The organism is Streptomyces sp. NPDC102514 (assembly GCF_055584525.1).
Genome location: NZ_JBVJLW010000027.1, coordinates 67,436 through 80,162 on the forward strand (window position 1 = coordinate 67,436; position 12,727 = coordinate 80,162).

Sequence of the window (12,727 nt, forward strand, 5' to 3'; positions counted from 1 at the left end):
GCGGCTTCGCATGTCGAGCTTGTCGAGGGCGAGGGTGGCACGGCGGATCGCGGCGGGCGCGGCGTACGGCGGCGGCGGGATCGGGCTGCTGGGCGCGGCGACGGTCGGAGTGGTGCTGGCCGAGGTGCAGCTGGCGAAACGGCAGGTGGGGCACGGGCGCAGTCCGCACCCACCGAGCGCGGACGGCCTGTACGGGTACGTGTACGCCGGTGGGGAGGAACCGCTGCGCCTGACGATGCTCGGCGACTCGACCGCGGCGGGGCAGGGAGTGCACCGGGCCCGGCAGACACCGGGCGCGCTGCTGGCGTCCGGCCTCGCGGCGGTGGCGGAACGGCCGGTGCGGTTGCGGAACGTGGCCCTGCCCGGCGCCCAGTCCGACGACCTGGACCGCCAGGTCCGGCTGGTCCTCTCGGATCCGGACGGGCTGCCCGAGGTGTGCGTGATCATGGTCGGCGCGAACGACGTGACGCACCGGATGCCGGCGACCCGGTCGGTCCGTCACCTGTCGGCCGCGGTACGCCGGCTGCGTACGGCCGGCGCGGAGGTGATCGTCGGCACCTGTCCCGACCTGGGCACGATCGAGCCGGTCCACCGGCCGCTGCGGTGGTTCGCGCGGCGGGCCTCGCGTCAGCTGGCGGCGGCGCAGACGATCGGCACGGTCGAGCAGGGCGGACGGACGGTGTCGCTGGGCGACCTGCTCGGACCGGAGTTCGCGGAGAATCCGCGCGAGCTGTTCGGGCCCGACAGCTACCACCCCTCGGCGGAGGGGTACGCGACGGCGGCGATGGCCGTGCTGCCGACGGTGTGCGCGGCGCTGGGGCTGTGGCCGGCGGAGGAGGAACGTCCTGACGTGTCCCGCCGGGAGGGGTTCCTTCCCGTGGCGCGGGCGGCGGCGGAGGCGGCATCGGAGCCGGGTACGGAGGTGGCCGCGGCCATGCCGACGGGGCCGCGCGGGCCCTGGGCGCTCCTCAAGCGCCGCCGCCGCCGACGCGTCCCGGCGTCCGACCCGGCCCCGACGTCCCCCTGACCCTCACCGCCTGGGGGCTGCGCCCCCTCGCCCCCATTGCGCAGTTCCCATGCGTGGACGGGAATGGGTAGGGGCGGCGGGGGCGAGAAAAGCAAGCGCTTGGAAAGTGCGGCCGGAGTCACACCGTGACACCCGTGACCTGACCCGTACGGACGGGTAGCTTCCCAACCAGGTCCGCCCATCCCCCCGCGACGTCAATGGAGCCGTAGATGCCCGAAGCCGTGATCGTCTCGACCGCCCGCTCCCCCATCGGCCGCGCATTCAAGGGCTCCCTCAAGGACCTGCGCCCCGACGACCTCACCGCCACCATCATCCAGGCGGCCCTCGCCAAGGTCCCGGAGCTCGATCCGAAGGACATCGAGGACCTGATGCTCGGCTGCGGCCTCCCCGGCGGCGAGCAGGGCAGCAACCTCGGCCGCATCGTGGCCGTGCAGATGGGCATGGACCACCTCCCCGGCTGCACGATCACCCGTTACTGTTCCTCCTCGCTCCAGACGACCCGCATGGCCCTGCACGCCATCAAGGCGGGCGAGGGCGACGTCTTCATCTCGGCGGGCGTCGAGCTGGTGTCGCGCTTCACGAAGGGCAACTCCGACAGCCTGCCGGACACCCACAACCCGCTCTTCGCGGACGCGGAGGCCCGCACCGCCGAGGTCGCCGCGAGCGAGGGCGCGTCCTGGCACGACCCGCGCGAGGACGGCCTCGTCCCGGACGCGTACATCGCGATGGGTCAGACCGCGGAGAACCTCGCCCGGATCAAGGGCGTCACCCGCCAGGACATGGACGAGTTCGGTGTCCGCTCGCAGAACCTCGCCGAGGAAGCCATCAAGAACGGTTTCTGGGAGCGCGAGATCACCCCGGTGACCACCCCGGACGGCACGGTCGTGAGCAAGGACGACGGCCCCCGCGCCGGCGTCACGCTGGACGGCGTCGCGGGTCTCAAGCCCGTCTTCCGTCCCGACGGCCTGGTCACGGCGGCCAACTGCTGCCCGCTGAACGACGGCGCCGCCGCCCTGGTGATCATGTCGGACACGAAGGCCCGCGAGCTGGGCCTGACCCCGCTGGCCCGGATCGTCTCGACCGGCGTCACCGGCCTCTCCCCCGAGATCATGGGCCTCGGCCCGGTGGAGGCGTCGAAGCAGGCCCTCTCCCGCGCCGGCCTGACCGTCGACGACATCGACCTGTTCGAGATCAACGAGGCGTTCGCCGCCCAGGTGATCCCGTCGTACCGCGACCTGGAGATCCCGCTGGAGAAGCTGAACGTGAACGGCGGCGCGATCGCGGTCGGCCACCCCTTCGGCATGACCGGCGCCCGTATCACCGGCACGCTCATCAATTCCCTCCAGTTCCACGACAAGCAGTTCGGCCTGGAGACGATGTGCGTGGGCGGTGGCCAGGGCATGGCGATGGTCATCGAGCGCCTGAGCTGACGCGTAAGCACGCTCGGGGTAACCGCAGTTGAACGCAGGGTGAACGAAACGACCCCGAATCCCGCATCCGCCGGGACTCTGGGTCGTTTTGTGATCGAATCTCCCCCAGGATGTGACCTAACTCCCTTCGGGGAGGGATTCATGCAGGTCAGAGCTGGTCCGCAAGTAAACGTCAGGGCTAAAGTCCTGTCCCTTTCGTGACGTTGTGCACTGACAGCTGGTTAGTCCACCCTTCAAGCTGATGTAGGAAGTCGGGGGTCGACTTTGAACCGGGAGTACGTCAGTGAGCACCACGTTTCTCGCTCTGCTGCTCGCCACAGCCACCACCACGGCCGTGGGCGTCGCCGTTCTGCGCACCCTGCTGGCCCTGCGCCGGCAGGTGGCGGCCCTGCACACCGAACTCGCCAGAAGCCGCTCCGCGGCCCTCAGCGGCCTCGTACCGGCCGCCCGGGGAGCCGCCGACGCGGAGGAGATACGCGCCGCCGTGGCCGAGGCCCTCGCCGAGGAGCGCGAGCGTGAGCTCGCCGAGGCGCGCGCCTTCTGGGCCGCCCAGGAGGCCCGTGACGCAGGTGACGCGCCGACGCTGCTGGGCCTGCCCGACAGCGAGCTGTTCCTGCCGCGCCAGTCGGACTTCATCGGCCTCGAACACCTGGAGCCGGTGACCGAACCGGCCGCCGACGCCGACGAGTTCTCCGGCGACTCCGCCGAGCTGGCCGCGGCCCGCCGCCGCCACCCCTCGCACCCGGACTTCGTCCCGGTCCAGTCGCCGATGGTGAACGACCACGAACGCACGGTGTCCTGCCTCGAGGAACTGGCCGACTCCCGTACGGAGCTGGCGGACGTCCGCCCCGGCCCCCTCGGCACGCTCGACGTGTACGTCTTCGCCGACGGCACCACCCTCTGCATGACGCCGGGCCACCGTGAGACCGCCGAACGCCTCGCGGAGTCCCTGCGCACCGGTCACCCGCCGGTCCTGCTCGGCGGCTCGGGCGTCTCGGGCGCCTACGCGCTCACCTTCGAGTGCGGCCAGGAGAACGTCTACGTGCTCGCGGACCGCGTCATAGCGTCGCTGTAACTCTGCGCACAGCCCTCCGGCCAGCCCCTCGCGTCGGACGCCCGTCCGACGCGTCAGACACCCGCCCTCTTCTGTGCCTCCTCCACGAGCACCAGCGCCTCCGCCAGTTCCGCCTCGGTCCTCAGTACGAGCGCGAGGTCGTGCACGGCCACCGTGATCTGGTCCGCCGACGCGAACATGCCCGCGTCCGGCATCTCCCGGGGAGCCTGCTCGGGGTCCTCAAGCCGCTGGGCGCGCAGCGCCAACTCCCTGGCCAGGCCCAGTGCCTCGGCGGCGGCCCCCCGTTGCAGCCGGCTCTGCGGCGCGGCCCGCAACCGGTCGGCGAAGTGATCCACGGCACGGGTCAGCGGCGTCGTATCAAGCACGTCGCGAGACTACGCGTCGCAACCGGACTGTTGCCAACGACCGAACCCTCAGGCACGGTGGCGTGAAGGACCGGCTTACATCCCCTTTGCGTCCGGAGGCGCCGATGTCCCAAGTCTTCTCCGCGGAGACCCATCGCAATCTGCTCGCCCGCATCCCCCACTGCACCGGTCGTGAGATCTCCGACTGGCTGCGCACCGTCGACGAAGGCCCCGCACTCCACCGCTTCGAGGAGAAGGTCAGCTGGCTGCGTGCCGAGCACGACCTCGCGTACGGCCACGCCAAGGCGATCATCCACGAGTACGACCTGAGGAGGGCCGCGCGCAACCTGCGCTGAGCGCGCCCTCGCTGCTCCGGCACCGAAAAAGAACGAAGGGCCCCGCGAACCGAGGTTCGCGGGGCCCTTCGTCGTGCCCTCAGGACAAGGGGCGCGGGTTGCCCCTCAAGGAAGAGCTAGTCGTTGCCGCTGAAGATCGCGACCAGTCGCAGCATCTCCAGGTAGATCCAGACGAGACTCATGGTCAGACCGAACGCGGCGAGCCAGGACTCGTCACGCGGCGCGCCGTAGGCGATACCGTCCTCGATCTGCTTGAAGTCGAGCGTCAGGAAGAACGCACCCAGGACGATCGCCAGGATGCCGACGATCGCGCCGAGCGGGCCCATGCTGCGCAGCCCGCCGTCGTCGGCGACACCGAAGACGACCAGCAGCAGGTTGACCGCCATGACCAGCACGAAGGCGATCGCGATGGCCATACCGATGCGCGCGTACCTCGCGGTGACGCGGATCCAGCCCGCCCTGTAGATCAGCAGGGTGGCGCCGGACACGGCCAGCGTGCCGAGCACGGCCTGGAAGGGCGCGCCGGACCACCGGCTGTTGTACATCTCGCTGATCACGCCGAGGAACACGCCCTCGAACGCGGCGTACGCCAGGATCAGCGGGGGTGAGGCCTTGCGCTTGAAGGCCTGGACCAGCGCGAAGACCATCGCAATGAGCGCCGAGCCGATGGCCAGGCCGAAGCTGGTCGACGTGACCGGCAGCAGGACCCAGGCGAGAACGGCACCGACGGTGACGGTACCGAGGGTCAGGGCCGTCCGCGCGACGACGTCGTCCATCGTCATGCGGCCGGCGGCGGGCGGGGCCTGCGGCGGTGCGCCGTGCTGCAGGTCCTGCTGTGCGTAAGGATTCTGCGCGTACGGGTTGCCGCTCTGCGAGGCGCCGGGGGCACCCTGTGCGTACGGGTTCCCCTGCGTACCGACAGCGGGGCCCCCGGCCTGCGGCGCCGCGTTGAAGCCCGCGTAGCCGTTGTCGCGGCTGAACCCCCGTCGCGAGAAGACCGGGTTGCTGCTCCTCATTTCACTCCTCCATGGCCACCTTGCGCGGCCTTGGCTCAAGAGTAATGGGTAGGCAAAAGAATGCATCCAGTGCCTGAGAGGATCTTTCCCCTCTTGTGACCGGGAACACCGGGTCTCACCCCGGCATTCCCCGCACCCCTATAACGCCGGTGCGTACTGATCCGGTTCCCCCGCCGGTGGCCGTTCACTCCAGGGCGAAGCCCGTGTACCCCTCGGCGAGGTCCTGCTCGGCGGCGCGCGCGGAGGCGAGCCGTTCCAGCCGGGCCAGCTGGATCCGGTCCTCGAAGGGCGTCGCCCCGGGCGGGCGGTGCAGCAGCGTCGTCATCTCGTACGAGAACCGCTCGGCCTGCCACACGCGCCGCAGGCAGGTCTGCGAATAGGCGTCGAGCAGTGCGTCGGATCCGGTCTCCTCGTGGTGGGCCAGTGCCCGCGCGAAGGTCACCACGTCACCGACAGCGAGGTTCAGGCCCTTGGCGCCGGTCGGCGGCACGATGTGGGCGGCGTCCCCGGCCAGGAAGAGCCGCCCGTGGCGCATCGGCTCGTGGACATGGCTGCGCATGGGGGTGACGGACTTGGCGGTGACGGGCCCCCGCGCCAGCCGCCAGTCGTCGTCCGTCTCGAATCGGCGCTCCAGCTCGTCCCAGATCTCCTCGTCGCTCCACGACTCGGCGTCCGTGCCCTCCGGCACCTGGAGGTAGAGCCGGGAGACGACGGGCGAGCGCATGGAGAGCAGGGCGAAACCGCGGTCGTGCCGGGCGTAGACGAGCTCGTCGTGCGACGGGGGCACGTCGGCGAGGATCCCCAGCCACCCGAAGGGGTACGTCCGCTCGAAGACCTGGGTGAGCTCCTCGGGGATCGCCTTGCGGGCCACACCCCAGAAGCCGTCGCACCCGACGACGTACGCGCACTCCAGGACGTCCTCACGCCCCTCGTGCCGGAAGCGCACCCGGGGGCTGTCGGTGTCGGCCCCCTCCACGGCCAGCGCCTCCGCCTCGAAGAGCAGCGGGCCGCCCTCCTTGAGCTGCAGCGCGATGAGGTCCTTGCACACCTCGGTCTGGGCGTAGACCATCACGGACCGCCCGCCGGTGAGGGCGGGGAAGTCGATCCGGTGGCGTCTGCGCGCGAACCGCAGCTCGATGCCGTCGTGGCGCAGCCCCTCACGGTCCATACGGGCGCCGGCGCCCGCGGCCCGCAGGACGTCCACCGTTCCCTGCTCCAGGATTCCGGCGCGCTGGCGCTGCTCCACGTAACCGCGGTCGCGGCTCTCCAGTACCACGGAGTCGATCCCCGCGTTGTGCAGCAGCCTCGCCAGCAGCAGGCCGGCCGGTCCGGCCCCGATGATCCCGACGGTGGTACGCATCGACACGCCCCTTCGCGCTCCGACGACTCCCGTGAGCGCCGTCAGCGTAGTTCGCCGCCGCCCGCCGTCGTGAGCCCTTGTTCGCTGGGTGAAGTTTTATTCACCACTTTCGTTCACGTGAGTCTCCGACGGGCGCAACCCGCTGTCAACGGTCGAGTGGTGAAGTCTTCAATGAAGGATGCACCCTTCGCCGGAATACGCCGGGAAGGGCGGGGAAGGCCGAGGAAGGGTGAAAGTGTCGGTGGTGCCCGGAACCGGACTTGAACCGGTACGCCCGTTAAGGGCAGCGAGGTTTAAGCTCGCCGTGTCTGCATTCCACCATCCGGGCAGGCCATGGACTCCGCTTCGAGTGTCCCGAGCCTATCGGGACAGATCCCCCGAACAGCGGTGGGGCGACCCGATGTTGTCTTATTTTATTGGCGTCTGAGGGTGCATCAGCCCACGGTATGCGCCATCCGCACATGCCACGTGCCTTTCGACCTACGCGGGACGCCGCCCGGGGAATGACGTGATTTCACCGCCCGAACGAGCGGAACCTGACGAACCGTCGCCATTTTGCTCCCGCGCCGCTCCCGGCCCGCTCCCGGGTTCGTCCCGCGTCCCTCTCGCGTCCGTCTCAGGGGCGGGTGTCATCCCCAGGTATGACCCGGGGCCCCGGGGTCCGTCCCCAGGCCCCCCTCGGAACCGGAACAGGGGGTGACTACATGACGGCCGCCGGCGCCGACGATGGAACGGTCGTCCACTCGTCGTCGTACCGACAAGGAGCACCCTTCCGTGACCACCACTCCCCTCGCCGAACGGTCCACCGCGGTGGCCGCCCGCGCCACGGAACTGTCGAAGGTCTACGGACAGGGGGAGACCCAGGTGGTCGCTCTGGACCGGGTCTCCGTCGACTTCCGGCAGGCCGAGTTCACCGCGATCATGGGTCCCTCCGGCTCCGGCAAGTCCACGCTGATGCACTGCGTGGCGGGCCTGGACAGTTTCTCCTCCGGCTCGGTCCGCATCGGTGAGACCGAACTGGGCTCCCTCAAGGACAAGCAGCTGACGAAGTTGCGCCGGGACAAGATCGGCTTCATCTTCCAGGCGTTCAACCTGCTGCCGACGCTGACCGCGCTGGAGAACATCACGCTCCCGATGGACATCGCCGGCCGCAAGCCGGACAAGGAGTGGCTGCACAAGGTGATCGAGATGATCGGTCTGGCCGACCGGCTCTCGCACCGCCCGTCCGAACTGTCCGGCGGGCAGCAGCAGCGGGTGGCCGTGGCGCGTGCGCTGGCGTCCCGCCCGGACATCATCTTCGGCGACGAGCCGACCGGGAACCTGGACTCGCGCGCGGGTGCGGAGGTACTGGGCTTCCTGCGCAACTCCGTGCGGGAGCTGGGGCAGACGGTCGTGATGGTCACCCATGACCCGGTGGCGGCGGCGTACGCGGACCGGGTGCTCTTCCTCGCCGACGGGCGTGTGGTGGACGAGGTGCACGCGCCCACGGCTGACGCGGTGCTGGACCGGATGAAGCGATTCGACGCGAAGGGCCGCACCAGTTGACTGGGGCGCCCCCTGTAGACCCCGTGCCTGAGGTCGTCGTTCACCCGCGCCCCGGTGGGGGCCGGCCGCGCAGTTCCCCGCGCCCCTAAAGGGCCCCGCCCCACCGAACCCGCGCCACAAGGGCCACCCGCAACCCCCGACAATCCGCTTTCAGGGCGCGGGGAACGACGCACCAAGCACCCCACCGGCCCGCTTTAGGGGCGCGGGGAACGACGCACCAAGCACCCCACCGGCCCGCTTTAGGGGCGCGGGGAACTGCGCGACAAGCCCCCACCGGCCCGCACCCAACACACCACCCCCACCCACCACTTCCAAGGGGCGCGGGGAACTGCGCAACAGGGCCCACCGGCCCGCACCCGACACGCCAACCCGGCCGGCCGGCAGCCAACACCGCCCGCCCATCCATCCCACCTGGACTGAGAAGACATGCTCCGTACCGCCCTGCGCAACGTGCTAGCGCACAAGGCCAGGCTCCTGATGACCGTGCTCGCCGTGATGCTGGGCGTGGCGTTCGTCTCCGGCACCCTGGTCTTCACCAACACCATCTCGGACGCGTACCAGAAGAGTTCGGCGAAGGGCTTCGACCAGGTCGACGTGGCCGTCGAGCCGGACTACCCGGACGACGGGAGCGACGACCTCGGCAAGGAGCCCGAGCTGTCCCAGGCGCTGCTGGACAAGGCCGCCAAGGCCCCCGGCGCCGAGTCCGCGACAGGCGTGGTCACCGGCTTCACCGCCATCGCCGACAAGGACGGCAAGCTCATCGGCGGCGGCTTCCAGTCGCAGGGCGGCAACTACTGGGGCGACAAGGACCCCCGCTACCCCCTGAAGAGCGGCAAGGCCCCGTCCGGCAAGGACGAGGTGGCCATCGACGCCGAGACGGCGAAGCGCGCCGGCTACAAGGTCGGCGACACCGTGCGGCTCTCGGTGGACGGCCCGGTCCTCACCCCCACCGTCACCGCGATCTTCACCACGGACGACGGCAACGTCGCCGCCGGCGGCAGCCTCGCCCTCTTCGACACGGCCACCGCGCAGCAGCTCTTCCACAAGACCGGCGCGTACGGCGAGATCGACGTGAAGGCGGCCCCGGGCACCAGCCAGGCCGCGCTCCAGGCGAGCCTCGAAAAGGTCCTCCCGCAGGACCTCACCTCCACCACGACGGGCCAGAAGCTCGCCGACGACCAGGCCGAGATGATCGCGGCCGAGATGAGCGGCCTCAAGACGGGCCTGCTGGTCTTCGCCGGCATCGCGCTGTTCGTCGGCACGTTCATCATCGCCAACACCTTCACGATGCTGGTCGCCCAGCGCACCAAGGAACTGGCGCTGCTGCGCGCGGTGGGCGCCTCCCGCAAGCAGGTCACCCGCTCGGTGCTCCTCGAAGCCTTCCTGGTCGGCACGGTCGCCGCCGTCACGGGCCTGCTGGCCGGTATCGGCATCGGCGCGGGCCTGCGCGGCCTCATGGGCCTGCTGGACGCCACGGTCCCGGCCGGACCCCTGGTCATCACCCCGGGCACGGTCGGCACGTCGTTCGCCGTCGGCATCCTGATCACGATGCTGGCCGCCTGGCTGCCGGGCCGCCGCGCCGCGAGGATCCCGCCGGTCGCGGCGATGAGCAGCGTGCACGCCACGGCGACCACCAAGTCGCTGGTGCTGCGCAACACCCTCGGCGCCCTGGTCGCGGCGGCGGGCGTCACCGTCGTCCTGTACGCCACGACGATGAACGGCACGGACGGCCAGGCCCCGATGGGCTTCGGCGCGGTGCTGCTGATCATCGGCGTCTTCATCCTCACGCCGCTCCTCTCCCGCCCGCTGATCGCGGGCGCGGCCCCGGTCCTGCGGATCTTCGGCGTCTCGGGCAAGCTGGCCCGCCAGAACTCCGTACGCAACCCGCGCCGCACCGCCGCCACCGCCTCGGCCCTGATGATCGGGCTGACCCTCATCACCGGTATGACGGTGATGGCGGGCAGCCTGCAGAAGGGCATCGACAAGATGGCCACGTCCGCGCTGAAGGCGGACTACGTGGTCTCGATGGCGAACTTCAACGACCTCTCGCCGGACGTCGAGAAGAAGCTCGCGAGGACCGACGGCGTCACCACCATCAGCGCCCTGCGCAACGCGCCCGCGCGCATCGACGGCGACACCGAGTACGTGACCGGTGTGAAGGGCTCCGCGATCGGCGACCTGACCGATCTGAAGGTCGACAACGGCTCCTTCAAGGTCAGCAGGACCCAGGCGGTGGTGGACGACGACACGGCGAAGGACCACGGCTGGAAGGCCGGTTCGACGTTCTCGGTCTCGTACGAGGACGGCAAGAAGCAGCAGCTGACGGTCGCCGGTGTCTACGAGGGCAACGAGATGATCCGCGGCGTCATGGTCGACATCGCGACCCTCGCCCCGAACCAGGCGAACCCGGGCGATGCGCAGGTCATGCTGAAGACCTCCGGCGGCACGTCCGACGCGACCAAGGACAAGCTGGAGAAGGCGCTCGGCAACAACCCGGCCGTCAAGGTCCAGGACAAGCAGGACGTCTCCAACGAGATCGCGCAGATGTTCACGCTGATGCTGAACATGCTCTACGGCCTGCTCGCGATGGCCGTCCTCGTCGCCGTCCTCGGCGTGATCAACACCCTGGCGATGTCCGTCTTCGAGCGTTCGCAGGAGATCGGCATGCTCCGCGCGATCGGCCTCGACCGCAAGGGCATCAAGCGGATGGTCCGTCTGGAGTCCCTGGTCATCTCGCTCTTCGGCGGAGTGCTCGGCGTGGGCCTGGGCGTGTTCTTCGGCTGGGCCGCCGGTGAACTGGCTGGCGCCAAGATGCCGACGTACGAGCTGGTGCTGCCCTGGGACCGGATGGCGGTCTTCCTGCTCCTCGCCGCCGTGGTCGGCGTCCTGGCGGCGCTCTGGCCGGCCCGGCGGGCCGCCCGCCTGAACATGCTGTCGGCGATCAAGGCCGAATAGTCACCGCGCGACACACCGCGCGACGCACCGCACGATGCGCCACGCGACGCGGGTGGGCCCCGTTCCGACGCCACGGAACGGGGCCCACCGGCATGAACGGACCGCTCAGTTCCAGGTACGCGCCCGCAGCGGCATGCCCGACGCGCCGGAGCCCGGCGTCCGTACCGCGAGCACCTGGTTGACGCCGATGCGGTTGCGTTCGAAGGCGAGCGCCGAGGCGGCCATGTAGAGGCGCCAGACGCGGGCCCGGCCGGGGCTGGTGAGCTTGACGGCCCGCGGCCAGTCCGCCTCCAGATTGGCCACCCAGTGGCGCAGGGTGAGCGCGTAGTGCTCCCGGATCGACTCGACGTCACGCACCTCGAACCCGGCACCCTCCAGCTGGGTCACGGTCTCGCCGATCGGCGCGAGCTCCCCGTCGGGGAAGACGTACGCGTCGATGAACTCGTCGATCTCGTACGCCCCTTCGTCGCGCCACGGTCGGCGCCCGATCTGGTGGTTCAGCAGCCGTCCGCCGGGCTTGAGGAGGGCGAACAGATCCTGCGCGTACTCCAGATAGCGTTCGCTGCCGACGTGTTCGGCCATCCCGATGGAGGAAATGGCGTCGTACGGCCCGTCCACGACGTCCCGGTAGTCCTGGACGCGGATCTCGACCCGGTCGGTGAGCCCCTCCTCCGCGACGCGCTTACGGGCGTACGCGGCCTGCTCCTGGGAGAGCGTCACGCCGACGACGCTCACGCCGTACTCACGGGCCGCGTGGATGGCCATCGAGCCCCAGCCGCAGCCGACGTCGAGCAGTCGCATGCCCGGCTTCAGCTCCAGCTTGCGGGCGATGAGCCCGAGCTTGTCGCGCTGGGCGTCCTCCAGAGTGCCGTCCGGGGTCTCCCAGTAGGCGCACGAGTAGACCATGGACGGCCCGAGGACGATCTCGTAGAAGTCGTTGCCGACGTCGTAGTGGTGGCTGATCGCCCGCCGGTCGCTGCGCTTGGTGTGCAGATGGGAGAGCTGGGACCGTCTGCGCACCTCCTCGCGGGGCGGGGCGGGCGGCAGGGGCGAGCCCGCCATCCGGACGAGCCCGCGCACGGCGGACCGTACGTCGGGGTCCCGCAGGGACTGGGCCAGGGTCCTGGCGTCCTCCCCGCGCTCCCAGACCATCTCGGCCACCGCGTCCAGTACGGCGTAGAGGTCGCCGTCCACCGTGAGGTCACCGGCGACCCAGGCCCTCGCCAGGCCCAATTCCCCCGGCTTCCACAGGAGTCGGCGCAGCGCCCGCCGGTTCCGTACGACGAGCACGGGCGTGCCCGGCGGTCCCGCTTCCGAACCGTCCCAGGCACGAATCCGCACCGGGAGCGGGGCTCCCAGCAGCTGTTCCATCAGCGCCTTGAGCCGAAGCGCCGCGTCCTGCATGACGCACACCTCCGTGACGAGGAATTCCACAAACTCCAACACCACGTAAACACCAACGGGGCCGGAGCGCAGTCCCGCGAAAGCGTCATGTTCGAGCAAAATACATGCAGGCACCACGTACTAAGGGCTCGTAAAGAATCAACACGTTGCTTCACGGTCTCTGCGTCGTTGGTGTGGTATGCGCATACCGAGCGAGGTCCGCAATCAACTCGCCC

General features: G+C 70.1%; 10 protein-coding genes and 1 tRNA gene. 6 read left to right on the forward strand and 5 right to left on the reverse strand.

Translation table 11 applies throughout. From position 1 onward, the window contains the following. Nucleotides 1–10: 10 nt before the first annotated feature. The 3 genes from ACZ60E_RS41935 (at nt 11) to ACZ60E_RS41945 (ending at nt 3,532) form a co-directional block, all read left to right on the forward strand. Nucleotides 11–1,027 (forward strand): SGNH/GDSL hydrolase family protein, encoded by a 1,017-nt coding sequence (locus tag ACZ60E_RS41935; protein ID WP_384810532.1) that lies wholly within the window; start codon nt 11–13, stop codon nt 1,025–1,027. Between the two features lie 209 nt (nt 1,028–1,236). After that, complete coding sequence (locus ACZ60E_RS41940) at nt 1,237–2,457, forward strand: acetyl-CoA C-acetyltransferase (RefSeq protein ID WP_384810531.1); 1,221 nt, start codon at nt 1,237–1,239, stop codon at nt 2,455–2,457. Nucleotides 2,458–2,740: 283 nt separating this feature from the next. Then, nucleotides 2,741–3,532, forward strand: a complete 792-nt coding sequence (locus ACZ60E_RS41945) for a hypothetical protein (protein ID WP_384810530.1) — start codon at nt 2,741–2,743, stop codon at nt 3,530–3,532. A gap of 53 nt (nt 3,533–3,585) precedes the next feature. Here the strand turns inward: ACZ60E_RS41945 and ACZ60E_RS41950 are convergent, their stop codons facing one another. Next, nucleotides 3,586–3,897, reverse strand: a complete 312-nt coding sequence (locus tag ACZ60E_RS41950) for a hypothetical protein (RefSeq protein ID WP_384810528.1) — start codon at nt 3,895–3,897, stop codon at nt 3,586–3,588. A 104-nt stretch (nt 3,898–4,001) separates the two neighbouring features. Here ACZ60E_RS41950 and ACZ60E_RS41955 point away from each other — a divergent pair, with 104 nt between their 5' ends. Next, entirely contained in the window at nt 4,002–4,232 is a 231-nt protein-coding gene (locus tag ACZ60E_RS41955; protein WP_107015651.1) for a DUF4287 domain-containing protein, read from the forward strand. A gap of 116 nt (nt 4,233–4,348) precedes the next feature. Here ACZ60E_RS41955 and ACZ60E_RS41960 read toward each other — a convergent pair whose 3' ends face one another. The 3 genes from ACZ60E_RS41960 to ACZ60E_RS41970 all read right to left on the reverse strand — a co-directional run bounded on the left by ACZ60E_RS41960 (nt 4,349) and on the right by ACZ60E_RS41970 (nt 6,936). Then, nucleotides 4,349–5,248 carry a Bax inhibitor-1/YccA family protein gene (locus ACZ60E_RS41960; RefSeq protein ID WP_469447459.1) on the reverse strand — a complete coding sequence of 300 codons (900 nt, stop codon included), beginning with the start codon at nt 5,246–5,248 and terminating at the stop codon, nt 4,349–4,351. A 184-nt stretch (nt 5,249–5,432) separates the two neighbouring features. Then, on the reverse strand, nt 5,433–6,608 hold the full coding sequence (locus tag ACZ60E_RS41965; protein WP_469447460.1) for a 4-hydroxybenzoate 3-monooxygenase: 1,176 nt from the start codon (nt 6,606–6,608) through the stop codon (nt 5,433–5,435). A 242-nt stretch (nt 6,609–6,850) separates the two neighbouring features. Further along, nucleotides 6,851–6,936 (reverse strand) — tRNA-Leu (locus tag ACZ60E_RS41970). A gap of 446 nt (nt 6,937–7,382) precedes the next feature. Between ACZ60E_RS41970 and ACZ60E_RS41975 the strand changes: the two genes are divergently transcribed. Both ACZ60E_RS41975 and ACZ60E_RS41980 read left to right on the forward strand, forming a co-directional pair. Next, nucleotides 7,383–8,153 (forward strand): ABC transporter ATP-binding protein, encoded by a 771-nt coding sequence (locus ACZ60E_RS41975; RefSeq protein ID WP_469447461.1) that lies wholly within the window; start codon nt 7,383–7,385, stop codon nt 8,151–8,153. A 426-nt stretch (nt 8,154–8,579) separates the two neighbouring features. Continuing rightward, nucleotides 8,580–11,108, forward strand: a complete 2,529-nt coding sequence (locus ACZ60E_RS41980) for an ABC transporter permease (protein ID WP_469447462.1) — start codon at nt 8,580–8,582, stop codon at nt 11,106–11,108. 105 nt (nt 11,109–11,213) lie between these two features. Here the strand turns inward: ACZ60E_RS41980 and ACZ60E_RS41985 are convergent, their stop codons facing one another. After that, a complete protein-coding gene (locus tag ACZ60E_RS41985) occupies nt 11,214–12,512 on the reverse strand; it encodes a class I SAM-dependent methyltransferase (protein WP_453794705.1) in 1,299 nt (432 codons plus the stop codon). Between the last annotated feature and the right edge of the window lie 215 nt (nt 12,513–12,727).

What these genes read in the sequence shown, in the direction of transcription:
- ACZ60E_RS41960 (WP_469447459.1), bottom strand. Translation starts at nt 5,248, where the DNA reads ATGAGGAGCAGCAACCCGGTCTTCTCGCGACGGGGGTTCAGCCGCGAC.
- ACZ60E_RS41965 (WP_469447460.1), bottom strand. Translation starts at nt 6,608, where the DNA reads ATGCGTACCACCGTCGGGATCATCGGGGCCGGACCGGCCGGCCTGCTG.
- ACZ60E_RS41935 (WP_384810532.1), top strand. Translation starts at nt 11, where the DNA reads ATGTCGAGCTTGTCGAGGGCGAGGGTGGCACGGCGGATCGCGGCGGGC.
- ACZ60E_RS41940 (WP_384810531.1), top strand. Translation starts at nt 1,237, where the DNA reads ATGCCCGAAGCCGTGATCGTCTCGACCGCCCGCTCCCCCATCGGCCGC.
- ACZ60E_RS41985 (WP_453794705.1), bottom strand. Translation starts at nt 12,512, where the DNA reads ATGCAGGACGCGGCGCTTCGGCTCAAGGCGCTGATGGAACAGCTGCTG.
- ACZ60E_RS41980 (WP_469447462.1), top strand. Translation starts at nt 8,580, where the DNA reads ATGCTCCGTACCGCCCTGCGCAACGTGCTAGCGCACAAGGCCAGGCTC.
- ACZ60E_RS41955 (WP_107015651.1), top strand. Translation starts at nt 4,002, where the DNA reads ATGTCCCAAGTCTTCTCCGCGGAGACCCATCGCAATCTGCTCGCCCGC.